General features: G+C 64.6%; 16 protein-coding genes. 5 read left to right on the top strand and 11 right to left on the bottom strand.

Translation table 11 applies throughout. The features are described from left to right. The first annotated feature begins 110 nt into the window (after window positions 1-110). Window positions 111-1,022: a LysR family transcriptional regulator gene (locus tag M2333_RS11975; RefSeq protein ID WP_264611915.1), complete on the top strand. Its 912-nt coding sequence runs from the start codon at window positions 111-113 to the stop codon at window positions 1,020-1,022. 18 nt (window positions 1,023-1,040) lie between these two features. Here the strand turns inward: M2333_RS11975 and M2333_RS11970 are convergent, their stop codons facing one another. The 10 genes from M2333_RS11970 to M2333_RS11925 all read right to left on the bottom strand — a co-directional run bounded on the left by M2333_RS11970 (window position 1,041) and on the right by M2333_RS11925 (window position 13,981). Continuing rightward, a complete protein-coding gene (locus M2333_RS11970; RefSeq protein WP_264612618.1) occupies window positions 1,041-1,610 on the bottom strand; it encodes an alpha-ketoglutarate-dependent dioxygenase AlkB in 570 nt (189 codons plus the stop codon). 16 nt (window positions 1,611-1,626) lie between these two features. Then, window positions 1,627-1,890, bottom strand: coding sequence for a DksA/TraR family C4-type zinc finger protein (locus tag M2333_RS11965; protein WP_264595277.1), 264 nt, complete (start codon window positions 1,888-1,890; stop codon window positions 1,627-1,629). A 65-nt stretch (window positions 1,891-1,955) separates the two neighbouring features. Continuing rightward, complete coding sequence (gene malQ / locus M2333_RS11960; protein WP_264611914.1) at window positions 1,956-3,926, bottom strand: 4-alpha-glucanotransferase; 1,971 nt, start codon at window positions 3,924-3,926, stop codon at window positions 1,956-1,958. 11 nt (window positions 3,927-3,937) lie between these two features. Next, window positions 3,938-4,219 carry a DUF2934 domain-containing protein gene (locus M2333_RS11955; protein ID WP_264611913.1) on the bottom strand — a complete coding sequence of 94 codons (282 nt, stop codon included), beginning with the start codon at window positions 4,217-4,219 and terminating at the stop codon, window positions 3,938-3,940. Next, the gene (gene treY, locus M2333_RS11950; protein ID WP_264611912.1) at window positions 4,209-6,488 is read right to left on the bottom strand and encodes a malto-oligosyltrehalose synthase; all 2,280 of its coding nucleotides are present in this window, start codon (window positions 6,486-6,488) and stop codon (window positions 4,209-4,211) included. The genes M2333_RS11955 and treY overlap by 11 nt, the downstream gene beginning before the upstream one ends. 2 nt (window positions 6,489-6,490) lie before the next feature. Next, complete coding sequence (gene treZ / locus M2333_RS11945) at window positions 6,491-8,221, bottom strand: malto-oligosyltrehalose trehalohydrolase (RefSeq protein WP_264611911.1); 1,731 nt, start codon at window positions 8,219-8,221, stop codon at window positions 6,491-6,493. Further along, on the bottom strand, window positions 8,218-10,368 hold the full coding sequence (gene glgX / locus M2333_RS11940) for a glycogen debranching protein GlgX (RefSeq protein WP_264611910.1): 2,151 nt from the start codon (window positions 10,366-10,368) through the stop codon (window positions 8,218-8,220). The genes treZ and glgX overlap by 4 nt, the downstream gene beginning before the upstream one ends. Beyond that, on the bottom strand, window positions 10,365-11,597 hold the full coding sequence (locus tag M2333_RS11935) for a glucose-1-phosphate adenylyltransferase family protein (RefSeq protein ID WP_264611909.1): 1,233 nt from the start codon (window positions 11,595-11,597) through the stop codon (window positions 10,365-10,367). The genes glgX and M2333_RS11935 overlap by 4 nt, the downstream gene beginning before the upstream one ends. 233 nt (window positions 11,598-11,830) lie before the next feature. Next, the gene (locus M2333_RS11930; RefSeq protein WP_181560695.1) at window positions 11,831-12,844 is read right to left on the bottom strand and encodes an inorganic phosphate transporter; all 1,014 of its coding nucleotides are present in this window, start codon (window positions 12,842-12,844) and stop codon (window positions 11,831-11,833) included. 12 nt (window positions 12,845-12,856) lie between these two features. Then, the gene (locus M2333_RS11925; protein WP_264572309.1) at window positions 12,857-13,981 is read right to left on the bottom strand and encodes a DUF47 family protein; all 1,125 of its coding nucleotides are present in this window, start codon (window positions 13,979-13,981) and stop codon (window positions 12,857-12,859) included. Window positions 13,982-14,251: 270 nt separating this feature from the next. Here M2333_RS11925 and M2333_RS11920 point away from each other — a divergent pair, with 270 nt between their 5' ends. The 3 genes from M2333_RS11920 (at window position 14,252) to M2333_RS11910 (ending at window position 19,902) form a co-directional block, all read left to right on the top strand. Continuing rightward, on the top strand, window positions 14,252-15,787 hold the full coding sequence (locus M2333_RS11920) for a right-handed parallel beta-helix repeat-containing protein (RefSeq protein WP_264611908.1): 1,536 nt from the start codon (window positions 14,252-14,254) through the stop codon (window positions 15,785-15,787). 195 nt (window positions 15,788-15,982) lie between these two features. Beyond that, window positions 15,983-17,476 carry an ATPase domain-containing protein gene (locus M2333_RS11915; RefSeq protein ID WP_264611907.1) on the top strand — a complete coding sequence of 498 codons (1,494 nt, stop codon included), beginning with the start codon at window positions 15,983-15,985 and terminating at the stop codon, window positions 17,474-17,476. Next, window positions 17,476-19,902: a PAS domain-containing sensor histidine kinase gene (locus M2333_RS11910; protein ID WP_264611906.1), complete on the top strand. Its 2,427-nt coding sequence runs from the start codon at window positions 17,476-17,478 to the stop codon at window positions 19,900-19,902. Before M2333_RS11915 ends, M2333_RS11910 begins: the two co-directional genes overlap by 1 nt. A gap of 21 nt (window positions 19,903-19,923) precedes the next feature. On the opposite strand, the gene M2333_RS11905 is transcribed toward M2333_RS11910, so the two are convergent. Then, window positions 19,924-22,092 (bottom strand): family 1 glycosylhydrolase, encoded by a 2,169-nt coding sequence (locus M2333_RS11905; protein ID WP_264611905.1) that lies wholly within the window; start codon window positions 22,090-22,092, stop codon window positions 19,924-19,926. A gap of 256 nt (window positions 22,093-22,348) precedes the next feature. Here M2333_RS11905 and glf point away from each other — a divergent pair, with 256 nt between their 5' ends. Beyond that, window positions 22,349-24,547, top strand: coding sequence for a UDP-galactopyranose mutase (glf, locus tag M2333_RS11900; RefSeq protein ID WP_264611904.1), 2,199 nt, complete (start codon window positions 22,349-22,351; stop codon window positions 24,545-24,547). Window positions 24,548-24,569: the final 22 nt, after the last annotated feature.

Raw genomic sequence — 24,569 nt, 5'->3', positions numbered from 1 at the left:
TGCCCTAAGAGTTCTTTTATCCGTCCTATTTGTCGGATGACGTGCTCGAGCAATGCATCTAAGGCTACGAAACCTATAAGGTAAAGTTATGGCTTGGGCGGAGGTACAGCATGTTCACCCTGCGGCAACTGGAAGCGCTGATCGCGCTGGCGGACAGCGGGAGCATCAGCGCTGCGTCTTTACGGCTGGATATCTCTCAGGCGGCCGCCAGCTCGCTGCTTGCTGGCCTTGAGCGGGAGACCGGTTTGTCGCTCCTGCATAATAGACGCGGGGCGAGGGCGGCTTTGACCAGTGAGGCTCTGCAACTGCTCCAGCCCGCACGCGACATCGTCCAACAAGCCCACCTGCTGATGGGCATGGTCGGTCGCATGTCCCATTCCCCGATCACTGAGCTGCGAGTCGCCGCTCGACCGCACATTATCGATCAGTGGCTGCGCAACGCAGTCATTCAGCTCGAGCGAGAAAATACCGATCTCGCTGTCTCCATCCTGCGTGGCACGAATGAGGACATTATCGCGCTCGTCGAGTGCGGCGAGGTTGCGGCTGGGTTTCTGATGACCGAGGGCGAAGCGGTGTCTTTGCCGTCGAAAAGAATCGGCGTCCTCCCTGCCGGTCTCTTTGTCGCCCCCTCGCATCCGCTGGCGCAAATCGGCTCTCCCAGTCCCGCCGAGATCGCCTCAGCCGGCTTCATCCTGCCGCCCAAAAACACCGCGCTCGAACGGCGGGTGCTGGAAAGGCTCAGCCGCGTGGGACTCCACGGTGTTTTCGCCAGCGGCAGAACCGAGCAGAAGGACTCCGTGCGGCTCATGGCGCTCGCCGGCAGCGGGATCGGTCTGCTCTTTGAAAGCGAAGTGAAAGAGGAGATGGCGAGCGGGCGGCTCGTGCCATTGCCCATGAATTTCCCGCCCGTCGAGCTACACGTCGTTTGGAAAGCTGTGCGTCATCATGCACTCGACAGGTTGGTCGGCTTGGTCGACGCCGAATGCCGACGCGGGAGCACGCCAGACCCCGCGCACGCGTAGACGGCGCGGCGCTGCGGTTTACCCCCTGCGCCCTTTGTCGGATAGGCTGCGGAAGGTGATCGACCAGCGCGGCTGTGTCATCGGCGCGATGCTGTGTTCCCAGTCGTGCCGGACCTCGCCGCTCAGATGGTAGACCGATCGCGGCGCCAGTCCGAGCTTCGCGCGCTCGAAGCCGCCCGCATGGCGCCGGCGCAGCCGCAGCACCGCGTCGCTGCCGAGCGAAATGCCCACGACATGCTCGAACACCGGCCGATCCCTGTGCCAGCCGATGCCGGCCCCCACGTCGTAGCGGGTCAGCAGCGACTGGACGAGATCGTCAGCGGCGAGCCCCGCGAAGCGGGCGGCGCGGGCTCTGAGCGGGAGCAGCCAGTCGGGTATGGGGTCGGTCGTCCCGAAGCTGCCGGTCTCGAAATCGTAGCGCCATCCAAAGGAGTGGGTGAGGCGCTTGCCGGTCCACTGCTGGAACCGGAAAGGCGCCAGGCCCAGTGCGTCGATCCGCTCGATCAGCGCGGCTTCCTCCCGGGCATCAATGATGTCTGCGCGTGCGTTCAGGCCGGGCACAAGGGGCGTATCGAACAGGTCGAGCATCGTCATGCAGGCGGCATCACCGCAACTGGCTGTCCTTGCTGCCGCGCCGGTTGATGGCGGAAAATGCCGGGCGCTTGTCGCGTGCCGACTGGCAGGCGACGCACGTCCGCGCGCCGGGCAGCGCCTTTCTGCGCGCCTCGGGGATTTCCTCGCCGCATTCCTCGCACGCCAGGGTACCGGGGCCCGATGGCATCCGGGCCCGGGCGGTTGCCAGAGCGTCTTTCACGCTGTCGTCGATCTGATCCTGAACGGCGCCGTCGGGCGCCCAGCCATTGGCCATGCTCGCCTGCTCCCGCATCTGTGTCTGCGATAAGTCCTATATGGGGTCGCTATCCCCGAATTTCATCAGGTCGACATGGGGGCATCGACGGACGTGTCCGCCTTGCGCCCGCAAAGATCGCGCAGCATCTTCGTGCGGCGCGCGACCTCCGGTCGTCGGAGCAGGGCGTCGATCGTGGCGGGTAGGCGGCGGCGCCAATTGGGGTGCTCGTCGAGCGTGCCGGGGAGGTTGGGCTGTTCCTCAAGGCCCAGCAGATCCTCGATCGAGATGATCTTCACCGGAGTCGGCGCCTGGGCGATGTGGGCGAGAGCTGCATCGACCACGCTGTCGGTCGAGACGCTGGCAAGCGCCTCGGGTGCGCCGGCCAGCAGGTTCCACAGATGCTCACGCTCCTCCGCGCGCCGGTCATGGTCTGCGGGCGTCTCGGGCTGCAGGCTCTGCCGCCATTCCAGATCGCGCGCGCGCCACCAGCCGGCGACGGTGGGCGTGTCGTGGGTGCCGGTCATCGCGACGCTGTGCGGACGATAGGCCGAGGCTGCGGCGAATTTGCCGTGGGCGTCCCGCTCGAACCACAGCACGCTCATGCCCAATATGCCCCGCGCGGCGATGACCTCCATGAAGCTCTCGGGCGCGGTCCCAAGATCTTCGGCAATGATGAGCGCATGACTGCGATGACTTTCGATGGCCAGAATTCGCAGCAGATCCTCGAATGGATAGTCGAGATAGACGCCCTCCGTGCTGGGCGCGCCCTCGGGGATGACCCACAAGCGACGCAATCCGAACGCATGATCGATGCGAAGCCCCCCGGCATGGCGCAGGGCCGCCCGGATCATCCGGATCCATGGGCGGAAGCCCCGCGCGCGCAGGGCGTGCGGCGAATAGGTGGTAAGGCCCCAATTCTGCCCCTCGGGGCCGAGCGGATCGGGCGGGGCGCCGATGGTCAGGCCGCGCAGAAAACCATCCGGATCGCTCCAGACGTCGCTCCCGCCGGGATCGACCCCGACGGCGAGGTCGGCGATCAGGCCGATGCGCATCCCCGCCTGGCGCGCCGAGGCCTGCACTTTGCCCAGCATCCGGTCGGTCTGGGTCTGCGCCAGAATGTAAACCGCAACCTCCTGCCAGTGGCTCCGGGCGAAATGGTCGACGGCCGGGCTTTGCGGGTTTTGAAACGCGGCCGGCCAGCGCTGCCAGGGGCGGCCGCGAAACTCGATCGAGAGCGCGTCGAACAGCGCTTGGCGGATCAGGGCGGGGTCGGATTGCCCCTCGTCCCAGACTGCGCGCTGGGTCTCCTCGTCGAGCGCCGCGAAGGTGGCGCGCTGCTTGAGAAGCGCCGCATCCCTGGCTGCGGTCCAGTCGATCAGTTCATCATTGGCATGATCGGGCGGCGAAACAGGCGCATCGGCCAGCAGGGTGTTGAGATAGGTACGGCTGGACGGCGCATAGGGGCTGAAATGGCGAGCGGAACCGGGCACCAGCGCATGGACCGGACTGATCGCCAGCAGATCGGCGCCTTGCTCTGCAAAGCCGAAGCCCGCCACGCGCAGGTCGTCGAAGGTGCCGTACATCCTCTCGCCGCGCAGCGAAGGGATCTGGATCGCTGGCCCCCAAATGGCGGGATCTGCCAGCTCGCAGCATCGGGGCGGCGCCACCGCCAAGGTAAAGACATGGCCTGCGATGTCGACCCGATGATAGCCGATTGCGGTGAAGGCCGGCAGTTGACCATCGTGGATGGCGAGACGGCCTGCGCTGCCGTCCTCATAGGTGACCTCTGCAGAGGCTTCAGCCGCCAGCCCATCCGGCAAAGGGACGGGCTGGCCGGCATCCGCACTCAGAAAGTCCGGATTCCGCGCGGCCTCTTCAGTCAGCTTGGCCCAAGCCTGCGCCCGCTGCGCATCCGTCTCGGCGGCATAGCCCAGTGCCTGCAGGACCGCTCGAAGCGTGTACTGCGACACGCTATGCGCGAGCCCGTCGGCATCCTTCCAGTGGATCGCGAGCCCTGCCGCGTGCGCCAGGGCTAGAATTTCATCGTCAGGCACAGCGCCCGGCCTCAGGCTGTTTTGGCTTTCTTCGCGCGGCCAGCTGCCGATATCTTTTTGGCCGGCAGCGCCGTAGACGCCGGAGAACTGGCGGCAGCCATCGTTTCGCTCTGCTCCTGCGGCAGCGATAGGTCAGCATCATCGGGAGCGGAGGCAGCCTGCTGTTGCTGCTGGCTCAGGACTTCCTGTTCCACCTGCTCCCAATGCTCGCGGTCACGCCCATGGGGGCGGCCTTCGGCTTCCCACAGCTCATAGGCCCGCTTGCTGATCGTCTGATACTGGTCATCGTCCATATTGGGTTCCTTGCGTTTCGTGGGGTCGATCATGCTCGCCTTGCGCCGCCGCATCGGGGCCGGCGATCAGGTCGGGCAGGGGAATGTCGATGGTAACCGCACGGTTTTGCCATGCCCGGGTCACGCGCAGCCCTTCCGGCGTTCGCTCCAGCCGATAGCTGCCCATCGCGAACAGTTCCGCATCCTCCCGGCGGCGCGCGAGCAGGTCCTGTGTCAGCTTTAGCTTGCGGGCATCGCGCCCGGCTGGGCCGGAGGCGATCGTGTCCCAGTCCACGGCTCGGCGATTGTCCGGGTCGGTCAGGGCGATCGCGACGATTTCGGTGCCCTGATAGATGTCCGGCACCCCGGGCGCGGTGATCTGGAGGGCGGTCTGCGCCATCATGAGCGCTTCCCATGTCTGCAGGAACGCCTGTCGCTCGTCGGCCGACCACAACACGCTGTCTTCAAGCGAGGCCATCAGGGACAGCGCGAGCTCGGTCACGCCGTTTTCCATCTCAAGTGCCGGCGCCTCATAGCTGGATTCGAGCTTCGCCTCGCGCATGGCCTTGGCCATGTGGTCCGCAATGCGTTGCGCGGCATCCGGCTGATCGAGCATCATCAGCGCGCATTGAATGGCATAGATGCCCCAGCGCGGCGGCAATGCCCGATCCAGTGCCCGTGCCAGCGCCTCCCCGTAGAGGCGCGCGCCCAGCTCCGGGAAGGCGGTCAAGGCGATGATCGCGGCCCGGGCATCAGCCGAGCGCTTGGTGTCATGGGTGGACAGGGCATTGAGCGCGCAGGGCGTCTCGGACGCACGCTCGTTTATGCGCGCCGCAAAGCGCTCAAGGTTCATCGGCTGGAGGTCCGGGGCGGCGCCCACCTCGCAAAATGGCAGATAGGCGATGGACCGATAGAAGACGGTATCCTCCTCCGACTTGGCGGTGAGCGCGCCGGTCAGCTGTTCGAACCGGGCCGCGAAGGCCCGTGCCAGCGGATCGTCCGGGGCAGACAGCAGACTGAACACGGGCCCCAGCATACCGCTTGGGTGCGGATCGCCACGCGCACCGGCGAGAGCCTGCGCGCAAAGGTCGCCCGGCGGCATCACGTCGGCGGCGTAGGAGCGATAGACCGGCCAGTGCATCGCAAGCTGCACGATGGCCGCGCGCACCTCCGGCGCTGCGACGGGCGATCCGGCCAGCGCCATGATGGCCGCATCGGTCACCCGATCCAACTCGGGCGTAAAGACGGTGTACAGCATCGTCCGGCGGACGCCGCGCACCTCAAGGGCATAGTCCGTCGGCACATGCGCGCGCGCTGCGGCTGCCAAGGCATCCAGCCCTTCCGGCGGGGTCAGCAATTGGGTGACCGGCGCCATGAACTCATAGCCGCTCATGCCCTCGACCGGCCAGCCCGGCGCCAGCGGCTCGCCTTCCTTGACGATCTTCTCCACCCAGATGGGGATGAAGCCCAGCGCCTCGCGTAGCCGGCGGAGGTAGCTGAGCGGGCGGGCCAGCCCATCGATATGGTCGACGCGGACGCCCTGGACGCGCCCGGCCCGAACTTGCTCCACAATCCAGCGATGGGTGAACTCAAAGACCTCGGGGTCCTCCTGTCGCACCCCGATCAGATCGGTGACGTTGAAGAAGCGCCGGTGGACGATGTCGCCGCCATCATCCTGCCAATGGCCGATCTGCCAATGCTGTTCCTCGAGCAACTGCGCCAGCAGGCCTTCGTCCAACGCCTCCCCGCCCGCCAGCCGCTCGGTCAGCGGTGTTGCGCGCAGGGGGTAATGCTTGTCGTAGACGCGCAGGGTCGGATCATTGCCGATGGGCGAGAAGGCCAGCTGCGCTGCGTCCAGAAGATCGGCCGGCGTCCCGTCCAGAACCGGGAACTGCAGCGGGCCACGGTCCCAGTTGATATCGAACAGGGGCGCAAAGCGACTTTCCTGCCCATGCCGCATGATGTCGGCGATAAAGGGATTTTCCGGCGTAAACGCCATATGATTGGGCACGATGTCCAATATGATGCCCAGCCCGGCGGCCCGCGCCGCGTCGCTCAGCGCGCGAAAGGCCTCCTCACCGCCGAGCACCGGATCGACCCGATTGGGATCGGTCACGTCATAGCCATGGGTGGAACCCGTCGCGGCGCTGAACAGCGGCGAGAGGTAGATATGGCTGATGCCCAGCGCCTGCAGCCAGGGAATGCGCGCGCGCACCGCCTCCAGATCGACGCCGTTCCGCAGCTGAATCCTGTACGTCGCGACGAGGCCGGGGGCGCTGGGATGGCGCATGGTCATTGGTCCTTTCGAACGGCGGCGGCGAAAGCGAAGCCGCTTCCTTGCGCAGCCTCCACGAAGAAGGGGTCAGTGGGTGTGGAAAAATCCTCGCCGCCAAGCAGCAAGCGGACGTGCAGGGCCGCAGTGGTAAATTCCCACCGCGCATCGAACGCCGCGCCTTCGCGCAGGACGACTGCCTTGGGCCGTTCCGTCTGTGCAAGGAGCGGCGTGATATGGAACGCCCGCAGCGCGAGAAGATCGCGCACAAAGGCTTCATGCTCGCGCTGCGCATCGTTGGCCGCGTGGCCGATCATCGAGCGGGCGGCCGTTTGCGGGTCATTGGGGTCCGGCACGGTACCGGCGAAGGATGTGAACTTCGCGAACTCCCGTGCCCGGCCGGTGCGCACCGCTTCAGCCAGATCGCCCGTGAAATCCGTGAAGAACAGGAACGGCGCTTCGGTGAGAAACTCATCGCCCATGAACAGCATCGGCGTGAAGGGCGTCAGCAGCGTCAGGGCCGTCACCACTCGCAGCGCGGCGCGATCCGCCACCAGATGGTGCAACCGCTCGCCCTGCGCGCGATTGCCGATCTGATCGTGATTGCCCAGGAAATTGATGAACGCCGTCCGGGGCAGCAGGGCGGATGGCTCGCCGCGCAAATGCTCATGCGGGGGCCGCTTCTGCCCCTGCTCGACATATCCATCGCGCAGCGCTAGCTCGATGTCCGCCAGCGGATCGACGGCGAAGGGGGCGTAATAGCTCTCGTCTTCCCCGGTCAGCACGCAGTGGATCGCGTGGTGCCAGTCATCGTTCCAGCTGGCATTGAAGGGCGCATCCGGCTCGAGATAGTCGACGAGGTTGCGCTCATCCTCGGTCACGAGATGGATCGGGCGTCCCCAGTCGCGCGCGCGAACAGCCTTGCCCAGATCCGCCAGAAAGTCCTCGGTGGTCTGGTCGGCAATGGCGTGAACGGCGTCCAGGCGCAGCCCGTCCAGCTGATATTCCTCCAGCCAGAACAATGCGTTGTCGAGAAAGAAGGCGCGAACGGCGGGCACATCGAAGGCAATGCCGTCCCCCCAGGGGGTGCGGGCCGAGGTGTGGAAGAAGGACGGGCACCAGACGGGCAGATAATTCCCCGAGGGGCCGAAATGGTTGTACACCACGTCGAGCATTACCGCGATGCCGAGCTTGTGGGCTGCATCCACGAACTGCTTGAGGCCGTCCGCACCGCCATAGCAAGGATGGGGCGCATAGAGCAGCACGCCATCATATCCCCAGCCGCGCGCGCCCTCGAACTGGGCGACCGGCATCAGCTCGACGACCGTCACGCCGAGGCTTTTCAGGCGTGGCAATGCCCGTTGCGCGGCGGCAAATGTGCCCTCGGGCGTGAAGGTCCCGGCATGAAGCTCATAGATGACCGCCCGATGCCAGGGGAGACCCGCCCAGTCGGCGGACCATTGGAAGGCGCGAGGGTCGACCAGGCGCGAGGGGCCGTGAACATCGCCCATCTGGGCCCGCGCTGCCGGATCGGGATAGAGCCTGTCGCCGATCCGAAAGCCGTAGGAGGCTCCCGGTTGAGCCGCAGCGCTGCCGGAGAACCAGCCATCTTCGCCTGGCGCCAAGGCCGTCGATACGCCGTCGATCTCGACCGACACTGCTTCGCGATCAGGCGACCAGAGCGAGAAGCGCCATTGCCCGTCTTCCTCGGGCTCTGCGCCCCAGCCCTTGCGGAAATGATGGCCGGTCATCGTGCGGTCGGCGCGTAGACGCACACGCTGTTGGCCGGGATGGCGAGGATATCGCCCTCGCACGGCTCTTCGCTGAAGGGGTCGGCGCTGGCGGTATCCAGGATGCGCGTCCAATGCGCGATCCCATTGGGGTGGGGCAGGGTGAAGTCGAGCGCGTCGCCGGCGTTCACGATGATGAAGAGCGCACCGATATTCTCATCGTCAAGGAAGGCCGCTCGCGCGGAGTGGTCGATGAACAGGCCGAGCACGCGCAACTCCGTTTCCGCCCACACCGCCTCGTCCATCTCGCGCCCGTCGGGCTGATACCAGGCGACTTCCGTCCGCCCATCGTCCCCCGCATCGCCGAGCAGGAATGTCTCCTGCGCAAGGACCGGATGATCGAGGCGGAAGCGGACCATCCGCTGCACGAAATCGAGAAACGAATCGTCGCGCTCGGCCCATGAGATCCACGCCGTCTCATTGTCCTGGCAGTAGACGTTGTTATTGCCCTGCTGGCTGTTGCCGATTTCGTCCCCGCTCAGGATCATCGGCACGCCTTGGCTGAGCAGCATCGTCGCGATCATGTTCCGCCGGCGCTGGCTGCGTGCCGCGCGGATATCGGCGGCGTCGGTTGCGCCTTCGGCACCCATATTGGCGGACAGATTATGATCATGGCCGTCCGCGCCATTCTCGCCATTGGCCTCGTTGTGCTTGTCGTTGAAGGACACGCAGTCCATCAACGTGAAGCCATCATGAGCAGCGAGGAAATTCACCGAGGAGGTGGGGCTGCGGTCCGAATGGTTGAACTGCTCGGGTGAGCTCAGCAGGCTCCCCGCCAGATCGCCGACCAGGCCGCCATCCCCCCGCCAGAACCCGCGCACGGTATCGCGGAACTTGTCGTTCCATTCGCGGAACGGCGCCGGGAAGCCGCCGACCTGATAGCCGCCTTCCCCCACGTCCCAAGGCTCGGCGATCAACTTTACACCCGCAAGGATGGGGTCCTGCCGGATCGCGCCGAAGAATGTCCCTTCCCGATCGAACCCCGCCGCCTGCCGTCCCAGCGTCGAGGCGAGATCGAAGCGGAACCCGTCGACATGCATGACCTGCACCCAGTAGCGCAGTGAATCGAGCACCATCCGCAGCACCATGGGGTGCGCCACAGAGAGCGTGTTCCCCGTGCCGGTCTGGTCGAACGAGTATCGCGGATGGTCCGGCGACAGGACATAATAAGCCGCATTGTCGAGGCCCCGGAAGCAGAGCGTCGGGCCGCGTTCCGATCCTTCTGCGGTGTGGTTGTAGACCACATCCATGATCACTTCGATGCCGACCCGGTGGAAGCGCTTCACCATCTCCTTGAACTGGCGAATGGCACCGGGGACGCCCTCGCCCTGCTGGAGGAAGCGGGTTTCCGGGGCGAAATAGCCGAGCGTCTGATAGCCCCAATAATTGGAGAGCCCGCGTTCCAGCAGGCTGCGATCATCGAGGAAGAACTGGCAGGGCAACAGCTCGATGGCGGAGACGCCGAGCTTGCGGAGATGGTCGAGGATCGGCTCGCACACCATGCCGGCATAAGTGCCGCGCAGCTCCTCGGGCACATCGGGGTGCGTCATGGTGAGGCCACGCACATGCGCTTCGTAGATGATCGTCTCGGTCCACGGGAGGCGCAGCGCTGCGTCTCCTTCCCAATCGAAATCGGGATTCTGCACTACGCTCTTGACCGTGAACGGGGCGGAATCGCGCGTGTCGAACGTCAGATCGTCGCCACTCAGGAGATCATAGCCCCACAGCGCATCGTCCCATTTGAGCGTGCCGGATACTTCCCGCGCATAAGGGTCGAGCAGCAGCTTGTTGGGGTTGAAGCGATGGCCCTGCTCGGGCTCATAGGGGCCATGCGCGCGATAACCATAGAGTTGACCGGGCTTGAGGCCGGGGAGAAAGCCCGAGTGGATCGAGCCTTCTCGTCGGGGCAGTTCGAGCCGCTGAACCTCTTCTTCCCCATCGTCCGAGAAGAGCGAGAGTTCGATGGCCTCGGCGTTTTCGGAAAAGACCGCAAAATGAACGCCGTCACCGGTATATTCGGCGCCCAGTTCATGGTGCAGCCTGTCCGGCTTTGCGAAGGCCAAAGGTGTCGCGTCTGGCTCCAGGCCGATATCGTCTGCCTGGGTCAAAGTCCGGGCGCCAGCATTCTCCGGGCGCCCTCATCTGCCGAGGCATAACGGGGCTTGGCGGATCGTTTCGCGCCGGCGAGCCGGCTCATCGCCTGCGCGGACAGGAGGCGAATGCCCCCTTCCGAGACAAGGCAGCCCTCGCCGCACTGCCTGAGCGCTGCGGAGAGATCGAAGCCGTCGGGAATGACGGCATCGCCGGTCACGATCGCATTGTCGATGCGCACATCCGAGCCGACCCGCGCGCCGGGCATCACCACGACGTTGCGAAGCTGGGCTCGCTCGCCGACGCTGGCACCCTGGCCGATCATATGGCCCGGCCAGGCCGGACGGTCGGAAACCGGGGCCGACCGCACCGGCAGGCCAATGGCGCGCCGCCCGGCGACCGGCCACGAGGGATCGAGCGCGACCCGGCCGCTGGCGATATCGGCATGAATGCCATGATAGGCATCCACCGTGCCGAGATCGCGCCACAGGGGCGCGGCCTGCCCACGCCCGGGCAGCGCGTAGACATAGGCGCCTCGCTCGGCCACCAGCCGGGGCAGGACATGCTTGCCGAAATCCAGATCCTCATGGAGCGGAGCCAGTTCGGCCAGCACCTGCCGCAGCAGCTGCCAGGTGAAGACATAGATGCCCATCGATGCAAAGGCATGACCGGGACGGTCCGGCGCTTCCGCAGGCGAGGCCGGCTTCTCCGCGAAATCGGTGATCAGGCCATCCGCACCTGCCGTCATGACACCAAATTCGTCGGCGTCGGCCAGCGGGACGTGCACCGCGCCGACCGTCACTTTCGCGTTGCTCAGCATGTGGCGCTCGATGAACGGCCGGTAGTCCATCTGATAAAGGTGATCGCCCGCGAGAACCACGACATGGTCCGGCGCTTCCTGGTCGATCTGGTCGCTGATCTTGACGACTGCGTCCGCGGTTCCGTTGAAGGGGCCGCATTCATTGCCGTCGAGCACGTTCAGCTCGATGCCGCCAAAGCGTTGCCACGTCTGGTTCAAATGGCGATGGAGCGCGTCGGGCTCATATTGGGTAAGCACCAGTGCGCGGGGGATGCCGGAATTGGCGACGTTCGCCAGCGTGAAATCGATGAGCCTGCCCACATCGCCAACCGGCAGAGCAGGTTTGGCGAGCGCGCTGGTCAGATCATGAAGGCGACTGCCCCGACCGCCTGCCAGGACAAGAGCCAGCGCCGCAGAAGTCGCATGCCGGGCATTCGATTGGCTCATATCTACCTCAGGTCAAAGGAAATCTTCGCCTGATTAACCAACAGCAACGCGCACTGTTCCCTGTCTTTACATATGTTAAGCGATTTTTGTTGCGCCCATCGGAGGGGCGCGCAGGGGCCCGGAGCGTGCGGCGGACGAAGGCGCGCCGATACCGGCATAGAGGCGCCACTGTGCCAGCCGCCAAGCCGGCCGCAACGTCGGTGTTTGGCTAGTCCCTCACGACGGCCGCAAGATCAGAACAGCCGGGCCAGAAAATAGAAGGCTGCGCCCACGACAGCTGAGGCCGGGATGGTGATGATCCAGGCGATCATGACGCTCTGCGCCACGCCCCACCGCACGGCGGAGGCCCGTCGCGCGGTGCCCGCCCCGATCACGCAGCCGGTAATCGTGTGGGTGGTCGAGACGGGGATGCCCATCAGCGAGGCCGTGAACACCATGATCGAGCCGCCAAGCGAGGCGCTGAATCCCTGGTGCTGCGAGAGCTTGGTGATCCGCGAGCCCATCGTCTCGATGATCTTCCAGCCGCCCGTCAGCGTGCCCAGCGCGATCGCGATATAGCAGGCAATCGCCACCCAGTGCGGCACCGCGAATTCGCCGGTGAGATAGCCGGTCGAATAGAGCAGCACCGTGATGATGCCCATGGTCTTCTGCGCGTCATTGAGGCCGTGGCTGACGGAATAGGCGGCCGAGGACAACAGGTGCAAATAGCGAAATGCATGCTCGGCGCCGCGAGCGGTGGCCCGGCGGAACACCCAGCTCGTCGCCAGCATGATGAGCATGGAGAGCAGCATGCCCAGCGTGGGCGAGAGCACGATGGCGATCAGCGTCTTGTTGAGGCCGCTCCACTGGATGCCGGAGATGCCGGCATGGGCCATTCCCGCGCCAATGAGGCCGCCGATCAGCGCGTGGCTGCTGGAGGAGGGAATGCCCTTGAGCCACGTCACCACATTCCAGAACATGGCGCCGATCAGCGCGCCGAAGATGACGGCCGGCGTGATCAGATCCTGGCTGACGAGGCCCGCGCCGATCGTCTCGGCGACCTTGTGCAGGCTGGGGAAGGCCAGCATGAGAAAATAGGCCGCGAAATTGAAGAAGGCCGCGAAAACCACCGCCGCGACCGGGCCGAGCAGGCGGGTCGCCACCACGGTCGCAATCGAGTTGGCGGCATCGTGCAAGCCATTGAGATAATCGAATGCGAGCGCGATGACGATCAGGCCGACCAGCAGCGGAAAGGCGAGGTTGTGCATGACCCTGTGCGCTCAGCTATGGTCGATGACGATGCCGTCAATCGCATTCGCGACATCCTCGAGCGCGTCGACGATCCGCTCCAGATGCTTGTAGATCTCGCGCCGGACGATGAACGCCATGGGATCGGCCGTCCGGAACTTGCGATAGGCCTGCTTCAGCCCCTCGCTGTGGATGGCGTCGGCATGGCCTTCCATCCGCACCAGCCGCTCGGTCAGTTCATGCAGGCGCTTGCCGTTCTGGGCGACATTGCGCAGCAGCGGCATGGCTTCCGCCAGCACGCGCGTGCTGTCGACGATAATCGCCGCCATGTCCTTCATTTCCTGATCGAAGTCGTGCACGTCATAGATGTCGATGGCCGCCACGGCCGACTGCATCTCATCGATCGCATCGTCGGTTGAACTCACAAGGCTGATGATCGCGCTGCGGTCGAAGGGCGTGAGGAACGTCTTGCGGACGAGGTGAAGCACCTCGCGGATGATCTCGTCGGCATCGGTTTCCCGCTCGATCACCTCGCGAATATGGTCATCGCGACTGTCCCCGTCATGCAGCAGCCGGGTCAGCGCATCGGCGCCAGCGACCACGGTCTGGACATGCGCTTCGAACAGATCGAAGAAATTGCCCTGCTTGGGCAAAAGGCGCTGAAACCAACCAAACATCCTGCTTATCCCTGAAGTGTGCGCAACGGTGTCCATCACCGATTGGCGCCGTGTCGCCGCCTTGAACTCGGATGCTGCGAAGGATCGGATCAGATCGCTCAGATCCGGCTCGTCGACGGCATCGGCTGCCTCGCTGAGGCTGAACCACCGCCGCTCGCGTTCGTGCTGCTCTTTCCAGTCTGTGAGTTCCCGATTGACCGCCAGCGGGAACACCTCGACGTCCACCATCAAGTTGGCGCCGTTACGCCGCCGTTTGCGATAGCGATAGGTCCCCAATGGCGTCGGGCAGACGGCCCCGACGATGCCGGCTTCTTCCTCGGCTTCGGCCGCGGCCGCCTGATGCGGGAGCTTGCCCGCCGATCCGTTGCCCTTGGGAATCACCCAGCGCTTCGTCTCGCGCGAGGTGATGAGCAGAATCCGGATCGGTGCATCCAGCGCATCGCCTTCAGCCCGATAGGGTAGTGCCGCAATCTGTTTGATTGTTTGTCCCCTCAGCAGAGCGCGTGGCGCCCATTGTGACAGTTTTATGTCAGTTGCAACAGTCAACCGCGCGCGATGTGCCCTGAAGAGCAGCGGGTCATTCGACATTCATGCACTTGCCGCTAGAGCGAGGGCTGTTCGATCTTCAAGGCCCTCTGCCGCACTATGTTCAGCACGCTGCTTCCGACCCTCTGCTCCGCCCACGTTCCCCGGCCTTCGCCAGACCTCAGCAATCCCGGCGCTGGCCCGCAAGGCCGAGCCCTGCGTTTCATGCGCCCGGGCAAAGGCCTCAAGCTCATCGCGGTGGCGCTCAGCCTCACCGCTGCCCATGCCAGGGCAGAGACCTATCATGTGAACGCGATCACTGGCGACGATCGGTTCGACGGGCGCGCTGCGACGCAGCCATTTCGCTCGCTCGCCCGCCTAAGCAGCGTGAAGCTCAAGCCGGGTGACAGGATTCTGCTGGCGGCGGGGTCGGTTTGGAAAGAACCGCTCACCATCACCCAATCGGGCAGCAGAGGGGCGCCGATTGTGGTCGCCGCAACCGGTTCGGGCGCGCGCCCACGCATCGATGCGGGCGGCGTCTCGCCCCATGCGGTCGCGATCCTGAACGCAAGCTATGTGACGGTGAGCGGCCTTGAACTGACCAATGACGGCCCGCCTGCCGGCTCGCGCTATGGCGTGCTCGTGTCGGCCGAAAATGTCGGCGTCGTCCGCGGCATCCGCATCAGCGACATGTACATCCATGATGTGCGCGGCACGAATGATCGCAAGGACAATGGCGGCATCGTCTTTCAGGCGCTCGGCCCCCGCTTTCCGACCCGTTTCGACGACCTTGCGATCGAGCGCAACATCATCTGGCGGGTGGACCGCTCCGGCATTGCCGGCATCAGCGATCAGGTCACCGCTGCGCGCTGGTATCCAAGCTATGATATCGTAATCCGGGACAATTATCTGGAAGACATTGGCGGGGACGGCATCGTGCCGCGCGGCACCGATGGCGCGCTGATCGAGCATAATATCGTCCGCTATGCCGCTGGCCGGGCGCCCGGATACAGCGCCGGAATCTGGCAGTGGAGCACGGATCACAGCCTCATCCAGCTCAATGAAGCTGCCTACACCCGCACGCGCTATGACGGTCAGGGCTTCGATTCCGACTTCAACTCGCGCCGGACCACCATCGCGTACAATTACAGTCACGATAATGCCGGGGGCTTTCTGCTGATCTGTTCGCCCAAAGCCAATGACAAGGACAATATAGGCAATCGCGGCACCGTGGTGCGTCACAATGTCAGCCAGAATGACGGGACGCGCATCTTTCAACTGTCAGGCACGATTTCGGACGCCTTGATCGAGAAGAATGTGATCCACGTCGCCAAGGGCAAGGATGTCCAGATGGTCGTTGCGACCGAGTGGCAGGGCTGGGCGAGCGACGTCCGCTTCCGCAACAATCGCTTCGCGGTCGCGGGCACGGCGCGTTATGGCAGCGAGGTCGGCCGCCAAGGGCCGGATTATCTGATCTCGGCCGGCTTCTCGCCGGCTCAGTTCATTCGCTTCACGGGCAACGACTATCTCGGCGCTCATGTCGATCCGCCCCGCGACGAGGTCGGCCTGATGAAGGCTGACTATAAGGCCCCCTCGCTCGATTGGGCGGTGCCGACATTCGACCCGGCCAAGCCGGACGGCTTCGCGGATTATCTCGCGCGCCACCGCCAGTGGATGCTCGCCACGCTTGAGCGAGAACTGGGCGCGCCGGTAAAGCTGCTCACGCCCCGCCGCGCGTCGGTCTTCGAGGCGCGACGGTAGGGGGCTCCAGCTTTCGGGTTCCTCGCGCGTGCCCAGCGGCAAGTCCAACACCGCAACCTCAAATTAAAGCGTTGCGCCCGCGCAATCCTGAGAGACGGAGGGATCGCAATCCTCTATCGTGGGTTTTCAGCTTGCTCTTTTCGGGAGCGGTGGACGTGCGGAGACGGTCCGGCGTTTGCGAAGGGAGATGTGCGGATGGATCGGACGGCGAAGGCGTCGAGTGGGATTGAGGGGCTTGATGATGTGACGGCGGGCGGCTTTGCCAGCGGCAGGCTTTTCCTCGTCGAGGGCGATCCGGGCACCGGCAAGACGACCATCGCAAGCCAGTTCCTCCTGAACGGTGCAGAGGCCGGGGAGCGGGGGCTGTACATCACCCTGTCGGAAACCGAGGAGGAACTGCGTGAGACCGCTGCCTCGCACGGCTGGGCACTGAATGAGCATTTCCACATTTTCGAACTCGTACCGCCCGAGACGCTGCTGGACGAGAATCAGCAGCAGAGCCTGCTCTACTCCTCCGACCTCGAACTGGGCGAAACCACCAAGCGCATCCTCGAGGCGATCGAGCGGGTCAAGCCGCAGCGGTTAGTGATCGACAGTCTCTCGGAAATCCGGCTGCTCGCGCAAAGCTCGCTGCGCTACCGCCGCCAGATTCTGGCGCTGAAGCACTATTTCGCCAAGCATAATGCAACCGTGCTGATGCTCGACGATCTGACCTCCGACACCAATGACAAGACGGTGCACAGCGTCGCTCATGGCGTGCTGCGGCTTGAGGAGCTGGCACCGCTTTACGGTTCGGAACGCCGCCGGTTGCGGATGCTCAAATATCGCGGCCAGCGCTATCGCGGGGGCTATCATGATTTCGTGATCGATACCGGCGGTGTGCGGGTTTTCCCCAGACTGGTATCGCTGGAGCATAAATCCGATTTCGTGCGGACCACCGCGCCGACGGAAAGCGCCGAACTCAATGCCCTGCTCGGCGGGGGCTTTGACTCCGGCACTAGCACGCTGATCCTCGGCCCGACGGGGACGGGCAAATCCCTCCTGGCGCTCAATCTCGTAAAAGGGTGCACCGCGCGCGGTGAGACGGCGGCCATGTTCGTCTTCGATGAGGAACTTGGCCTGCTGGCCGATCGGGCCAAGGGGCTTGGCATCGATGTGAGCCGGCTGGTCGCGGACGGCAAGCTCGTCATCGAGCAGGTCGATGCGGCCGAAATGTCGCCCGGCGAGTTTGCTCATCGGGTGCGCGCGACCGTCGAGGAGCATGGCATCCGCACCGTCGTGATCGACAGCCTGAACGGATATCGCGCGGCGATGCCCGAGGAGAGCGCGCTTGTCCTCCACATTCATGAGCTGTTGCAATATCTCAATCGGCGCGGCGCGAGCACGTTCCTCACCGTCACGCAGCATGGCGTGGTGGGAGACATGCAGGCCCCGGTGGACATCACCTATCTGGCCGATACGGTCGTGCTGCTGCGCTATTTCGAGGCGGTGGGCCATGTCCGGCGGGCCATCTCGATCGTCAAGAAACGCTCGGGCGTCCATGAGAATACGATCCGCGAATATCGTATCGACGCACAAGGCATCACCATCGGCGAGCCGCTGACGCATTTTCAGGGTGTATTGCGTGGCATCCCCACGATGGTCGGTGCCGGCAATCTGATGGACCTCGGCCAGGACAAGCGAGGCTGATGAACCGCACTTTTTCGGAGCGTGCCGTCATCCTCGCCCCTCACGGTCGGGATGCAGAGATCGCCGCCGCCATCCTCAACCAAGCCGGTATCGAAACCGAGATTGTCCCGTCGCTCGATGCGCTGGTCGCGCGCCTCGCACAGGGTCTTGGGTTCGTGATGATGACCGATGAAGCGGTCAAGGCGGCCGATCTGAGGCCGCTGGTGGAGCTCATCGCCGCGCAACAGGAATGGTCCGATCTGCCCTTCGTCCTGCTCACCCAGCGCGGCGGCGGCGTCGAGCGCAATCCTGCCGCCGGCCGCCATCTCGAATTGCTCGGCAACGTGACCTTTCTCGAACGCCCCTTTCACCCGACCACATTGGTCAGCGTCGCCACGGCTGCGCTGCGGGCGCGCCGGCGGCAATATGAAGCGCGAACCCGGCTTGAGGATATTCGCGCGGTCGAGGAACGCTACCGCCTGGCGAGCAAGGCGACGAACGACGCCATCTGGGATTGGGATTTCGTCACCGACTATGTGACCTGGAACGACGCGCTCTCCATCGCTTATGGCCACCCGGCCGACCAGATCGAGAATAGCGGAGAATGGTGGATCGCGCAGATCCACCCTGACGACCGGGACGAGGTCGACAGGACCATCCACGCAGCGATTGACGGCTCGTCGGACAGCTGGAGCGGGGAATATCGGTTCAGGCGTGGAGACGGGAGCTACGCCCACGTCTTCGATCGCGGCCACATCATCCGGGATGCGCAGGGGCGGGCCTTGCGCATGATCGGGGCGATGCTCGATCTATCCGAGCGGATGCGCGTCCGGGCCGAGCTGGCGATCAGCGAGGAGCGGCTGCGGCTGGCGACGGATGCCGCCGAGGTCGGCTTCTGGGACGTCGACGTGGTCAACGATGTTCTGATCTGGCCACCCATCGTGAAAGGGGTGTTCGGCATCTCGCCCGATGTCGAAGTGTCGATGCAGGATTTTTACGAAGGCCTCCATCCCGACGATCGCGCGCATACCACCGAAGCCTATCTGGCGGCCGCAGACCCCAATGTCCGCGCGATCTATGATGTCGAATATCGGACGATCGGCAAGGAAGATGGACTGGTGCGCTGGGTGGCCGCCAAGGGACGCGGCGTCTTCGACGAGGCCGGGCGGTGTCTGCGCGTCGTTGGCACGGCGATTGACGTGACGGCGCGCAAGCGGGCCGAGGCGGAACTGCGGGAGCTCAACGAGCATCTCGAGCGTCGCGTGACCGAGGAGGTGGCCGTGCGCGAGCAAGCGCAGGCGGCCTTGCGTCAGGCACAGAAAATGGAAGCTGTCGGCCAATTGACCGGCGGCATCGCGCATGACTTCAACAATATGCTGGCCGTGGTGATCGGCTCACTCGACCTGTTGAGCCGGCGCGTCATGGCCGATGATGAGCGCGCGAAACGCTATATCGATGCCGCGATCGATGGTGCGCAGCGCGCCGCGACCCTGACCCATCGCCTCCTCGCATTCTCGCGCCAGCAGCCGCTCAATCCCGAGGTGCTCGATCCCAACAAGCTCGTCTCGGGCATGTCCGAGCTTCTGCTGCATTCGCTGGGCGGCGATGTCCGGCTGGAGACGGTTCTGGCGGCGGGGGTCTGGCGCACCCATGCCGACCGCAATCAGCTTGAAAACGCGATCGTCAATCTTGCGGTCAATGCCCGCGATGCCATGCCAGATGGCGGACACCTGACGATTGAAACGCAAAACACGCACGCCGATGATCGCTATGCCGCGGAGAATTTCGGTGTTCCGGCGGGCCAATATGTGATGATCGCCGTGACCGATACCGGCACGGGCATGCCGGACGACGTGATCGCCAAGGCGTTCGATCCCTTCTTCACCACCAAGGCCGTGGGCAAGGGCACCGGTCTGGGGCTGAGCCAGGTGTACGGATTTGTCCGGCAGTCGGGCGGGCATATCAAAATCTATTCCGAGCCGGGCGAAGGGACGACGATCAAGATCTACCTCCCGCGATTCTATGGCGAGGCCGCCGGAGAGATCGAACAGGTGCGGGCCGACCTGCCGAGGGGCGATGAGCAGGAGGTCATTCTGGTCGTCGAGGACGAGGCCGCCGTCCGCCGGTTCAGCGTCGATGCGCTGGTCGAACTGGGCTATCGCGTGCTGGAAGCGGATGGCGGACATGCGGCGCTCCGCGTGCTGGACGAGCATCCGGAGATCACGCTCTTGTTCACGGACATCATCATGCCGGACATCAACGGACGGAAACTCGCCGATGAAGCGTGCCGCCGCCGGCCGGACCTGAAGGTGCTCTATACCAGCGGCTATACGCGCAACGCCGTTGTCCACAACGGCGTTGTCGATCCCGGTGTGGAGCTTCTCGGCAAGCCCTTCACGGTCGAGCAGCTCGCGGCCAAGATCCGGGCCGTTCTCGAAAAGGCCTAGGCCGGGGCGGCAAACCCGGGCTCAGCCAAGGTGCAGGGCAAAGCGGTCGATTGCCGAAGCCAGGCTGGGCATGATCAGGCCGCGCTCGCTGCTCATCGGCGCATGGCGGGGCCGCCGCGCCGGCCAGTTCATCGCGTCGATGGAGACCGTTTCGATCAGATCGGTCGGCAGGTCCATCCTTTCGCCGACGGCATGCGCAAACTGCGCCCAGGAAAAAGCGCCGTCGCTGGTGAGGTGCCAGATGCCGCACTCGTCATCGATCACGAGGTCGAGCGTGGCGCGGACGAGATCGGGCACATAAGTGGGCGAGGTGATGCAATCCCCCACGGCGTGAAATACGCGTTCGGTCCGCAGCGCCGCCACCAGATGCATGGCGAAATTGTGCGGATCATAGGGTGAGAAGAAGGATGCGGTTCTGATAACCAGGGCGCGCCCGCCAGCCGCCAGAACACCCGCCTCGGCCCGCGCCTTGCTCTCTCCGTAGACGTTGAGCGGCGCTGGCGCGTCGCTTTCCACATAAGCGCGCCGACCATGGCCATCGAAGACGAGGTCGCTGGAGAAGCAGCTATAATGGATGTCGCGTTGCGCGCAGGCGGCTGCAAGGGCGACGCAGCCTGTGAAATTGGTTGCAAGGCAGGCATCGGCGCTGCCCTCTGCTTCATCGACCCGCACCCAGCCTGCGCAGTTGATGACGGCCCAGGGCCGCAGCCGATCCAGCGCGTCGGCAATCGTGGCGGCATCGTGCAGGTCGATGACGTCTCGTCCGACCAGCCGATGATCGATATCACGAAGCGAACAGGCCCCCGCAAAGGCCTGGCCCAAGGTTCCGGTTGCACCCAAGATCAAGAGCGGGCGCGCTTCTGGAGCCGGCGGTACATCGATCGCGCGTGGCTCTGTCGCAGCCCCGGTGAGGCGCCCGGGTCGACGCCACCATCCCTGTCCATGCAGGACCGGATGAGCCGGCCTTGCGCCTCCTGCCAGTGCGCGCATCATCGGCGCCAAAGCGGTCTCTCGCGGCTGGGCGCCCCGCACGTCGAACACGCCGCTCTCATAATGGCCGGCCTTTTGGGTGAGCAGGCTGTCCCAGTCGAACGCGCCGAACAGGCTCCAGACCGTCACCGCGTCGATGCAGATGCCGTCCGCGCGGAGCGCCGTGGCCGTTGTCCAGGCTTCGTCGAGCCAGCGCATCTGCTCCTCGCGCGTGCAGCCATTGTGCACCTCGGTGAGCACGATTGGCACCTCATAGCGTTCCCAGGCAGCGCGAATGGCGCCTTCAAGCCCCGGCGGGTGAGCTATGGCTCTGACCGCTTCGACATCGGCAACCGGCCCGATGGCACAAGCGCCATGGCTGGCCGGGGGGTGGCGCTCCAGCCGGTGGTCGAGGAAGCGGTCGCTGGTGAGGTAGTGATTGAGGCCGATGACGGCCGGCGGGCATGGCGCGGCGGCGATGTCGCGCAGACGATCCGACAGCCCCAGGCCGTCGAGATGATTCCAAAGCGCGTGCCCCGCTACCAGGCGGCCAGTCAGCAAATCCCAGGTCGCCCAGCGGCGATGATTGTCGAAGGCTGCCTGAGCGGCCCGCTGCGGTGTCGCGTCAGTGTGCCCCAGATCCTCCGTTTGAACGAGGCGCGCCGCGGGAATGATCGTGCGGATCGCGTCCATCGCCCCCCGAATGGCATCGATCTGGTTGAGGAGCGCGGTCCAGAAAGCCGTCTCGTCGTGAAGATGGGGATACCAATGACCATAAAGGGCGGAAAAGCGCGCAGTGGTGAGAGGCTCGTTGACCGGCGTCCAATCCTGGACCCAGGGGAACCGCTCGGCCGCCTCCCGCGCGTGATCGGCAAGACCCGCCGCAAATGCCGGGTCCAGCAAGTGGGTGGGGGCGGGACCGCTGCCATGATGGATCAGGCCGAGGATCGGGCGGATGCCAAGCGCGCGCAGCCGCCCTAGCCGGTCGGCGTGCCACGCCCAAAGAGCCTCGCGCTGGTCGCTTTGGGCAAAACTCTCCCACAGCAAAGGGTAACGCAGCGCCGTCACGCCCAAGCCGGCCAATCGATCCAGATCTTCGGGTCGATCACTGTGCCCGCTTCGCGCCGACTGATCGAGATAATCATCCCCGACGCGATTGATCGTGCATTCGCAGCCGCCCCACAGGGCGAGAGGGGCAAGCTGGGTCGATACGGCGTCCAAGGGAACCTCATACGGCGATGGCCGTGCACCGAGCATATACCAACCCGGCCCCCCGTTCGCCTCCAATCAAAGTCCTACTGGCACTATCGTATTGATATCGATCAATCGTGGTAAATAAGCGGGAGCAAGGACGCTGTGCGCGCATTGTTGCCCATACAGGTTCATTCCGCTCTAGCCTCGAAAGCCACAAATAATGACGCTGATGTGCTTCTCGCATCTGCGCTGGGACTTCGTGTTCCAGCGCCCGCAACATCTTATGTCGCGTTTCGCATATCGTCAGCCGGTCACCTTCTGGGAGGAACCGCTCGTGAGCGGCGAGACCGCTGATGCCTGGCTGGAGCTGAGGACGCCCGCCCCGCACATCACCGTCGCGACACCGCACCTCCCGGAAGGCCTGACGGATGCGGAAAGCCAAGCAACGCTGCGGCACCTGCTCGACGCCCATCTGAGCGATCATGCCGAGCCGCTGGTGACATGGTACTATACGCCGATGATGCTGCCCTTCTCGCGGCATCTCCAAGCGGTCTGCACGATCTATGACTGTATGGATGAGCTGGCGAATTTCCGGTTTGCGCCCCCCCAGCTGGCGGAACTGGAAGCCGAGCTGTTCGAGAGAGCCGATCTGGTTTTCACTGGCGGCTACAGTCTCTACGAGGCGAAGCGCGCGCGCCACCCTGCGGTCCATGCTTTCCCTTCCAGCGTCGACGCCGCGCATTTTGCCGCGGCGCGCCTGCCGGGGGAGGATCCTTCCGACCAGGCCGCTCTCGCGCGGCCGCGGTTCGGCTTCTACGGCGTCATTGACGAACGGATGGACCTCGCCCTGCTCGCCGCCATCGCCGATGCGCATCCCGACTGGTCGCTGGTGCTCGTGGGGCCCGTGGTCAAGATCGATCCCGCCGATCTGCCGCAGCGGCCCAACATCGCCTATCTGGGAAGCAAAGCCTATGGCGTGCTCCCGCACTATGCGCGGGGCTGGGACGTCGCGTTGATGCCCTTTGCCATCAATCCGTCCACGCAGTTCATTTCTCCCACCAAGACCCCGGAATATCTTGCAGCGGGCCTGCCGGTGGTCTCCACCCCGATCATCGATGTCGTGCGCCATTATGGCATGCTCGACGCGGTCGAGATCGCCGGTAATCCCGAGGCATTCGTGGCTGCGTGCGAGCGGGCTCTCTCTCGCGCCCGTGCGCCTGCCGATGCCCCGTGGAGGGCGAGCGCAGACGCATGTCTCGCCGATCTCTCCTGGGACAAGGTGGTCGACGCGATGTCGGCGCTCATCGAGGAGGTGATGACGCCGCTCCCCACCCGCCATTACGACTATCTGGTCGTCGGCGCGGGTTTTGCGGGCGCGGTGATGGCGGAACGCCTCGCGGCGGACGGCGGCAAGCGCGTCCTCGTCATCGATCGGCGCGACCATATCGCCGGCAATGCCTATGACCATTATGACGAGGCCGGCATTCTGGTCCATCGCTACGGTCCCCATATTTTCCATACGAACAGTCAGGACATCGTCGACTATCTCTCACGCTTCACGCGCTGGCACCCTTACGAGCATCGCGTCCTGGCGGACGTCGATGGGCTGCAGGTGCCGATGCCGATCAACCGCGACACATTGAACAGCCTCTACGGGCTGGCATTGGCGGACGAGGCAGAGGCGGAGGCCTTTCTTGAGAGCCAGGCGGAGCCGGTCGAGACGATCCGCACATCGGCCGACGTGGTCATCTCCAAGGTGGGGCGCCATCTCTATGAGACTTTCTTCCAAGGCTATACCCGCAAGCAATGGGGCATGGACCCGTCCGAACTCGACAAATCGGTGACAGCCCGCGTGCCCACGCGGACAAATACGGATGATCGCTATTTCACCGACAGCTTCCAGGCGATGCCGGCCGAGGGCTATACGGCGATGTTCGCCGCCATGCTCGACCATCCGCTGATTGACATGGAGCTTGGCGTTACCTTCGAGGAGGTTGCGGCCCGCGTGCGGTATGACCGGCTCGTCTTTACCGGCCCGATCGATGAATATTTCGGCCATCGCTACGGCAAGCTGCCCTATCGGTCGCTTGAGTTTCGGCACGAGACGCGCGACACCGAATGGCTGCAACCGGTCGCCGTCATCAACTATCCGTCAGAAGCAGTGCCCTATACACGGATTACCGAGTATAAGCATCTGACCGGCCAGAGTGCGGCCCGCACGAGCATCACCTACGAATATCCCAGCGCGGAGGGTGACCCCTATTACCCCATCCCGCGCCCGGAAAATGCCGCTCTGTTCAAACGCTATGAAGCGCTCGCTTTGGGTACGCCCGATGTCCTGTTCGTCGGACGGCTCGCCACCTACCGCTATTATAATATGGATCAGGTGGTCGGCCAGGCGCTCGCGACCTATCGGCGGCACATGATGCAGCTGAGGACGGCAAAACCCGCGCATGATATCGACGCGATCGCTGCTGAATAGGGGCGTCCCGCGCAAGCGCGAT

It is taken from the genome of Sphingobium sp. B11D3B (assembly GCF_025961735.1).
Taxonomy (GTDB): Bacteria; Pseudomonadota; Alphaproteobacteria; order Sphingomonadales; family Sphingomonadaceae; genus Sphingobium.
This window is presented reverse-complemented; position numbering and strand designations above follow the sequence as displayed.

Excerpts from the sequence above, each read along its gene's own strand:
- M2333_RS11975 (WP_264611915.1), top strand. The coding sequence starts at position 111 with ATGTTCACCCTGCGGCAACTGGAAGCGCTGATCGCGCTGGCGGACAGC.
- M2333_RS11970 (WP_264612618.1), bottom strand. The coding sequence starts at position 1,610 with ATGCTCGACCTGTTCGATACGCCCCTTGTGCCCGGCCTGAACGCACGC.
- M2333_RS11965 (WP_264595277.1), bottom strand. The coding sequence starts at position 1,890 with ATGGCCAATGGCTGGGCGCCCGACGGCGCCGTTCAGGATCAGATCGAC.
- M2333_RS11955 (WP_264611913.1), bottom strand. The coding sequence starts at position 4,219 with ATGGACGATGACCAGTATCAGACGATCAGCAAGCGGGCCTATGAGCTG.
- treY (WP_264611912.1), bottom strand. The coding sequence starts at position 6,488 with ATGCGCCATCCCAGCGCCCCCGGCCTCGTCGCGACGTACAGGATTCAG.
- treZ (WP_264611911.1), bottom strand. The coding sequence starts at position 8,221 with ATGACCGGCCATCATTTCCGCAAGGGCTGGGGCGCAGAGCCCGAGGAA.
- M2333_RS11935 (WP_264611909.1), bottom strand. The coding sequence starts at position 11,597 with ATGAGCCAATCGAATGCCCGGCATGCGACTTCTGCGGCGCTGGCTCTT.
- M2333_RS11930 (WP_181560695.1), bottom strand. The coding sequence starts at position 12,844 with ATGCACAACCTCGCCTTTCCGCTGCTGGTCGGCCTGATCGTCATCGCG.
- M2333_RS11920 (WP_264611908.1), top strand. The coding sequence starts at position 14,252 with ATGCGCCCGGGCAAAGGCCTCAAGCTCATCGCGGTGGCGCTCAGCCTC.
- M2333_RS11915 (WP_264611907.1), top strand. The coding sequence starts at position 15,983 with ATGGATCGGACGGCGAAGGCGTCGAGTGGGATTGAGGGGCTTGATGAT.
- M2333_RS11910 (WP_264611906.1), top strand. The coding sequence starts at position 17,476 with ATGAACCGCACTTTTTCGGAGCGTGCCGTCATCCTCGCCCCTCACGGT.
- glf (WP_264611904.1), top strand. The coding sequence starts at position 22,349 with ATGTCGCGTTTCGCATATCGTCAGCCGGTCACCTTCTGGGAGGAACCG.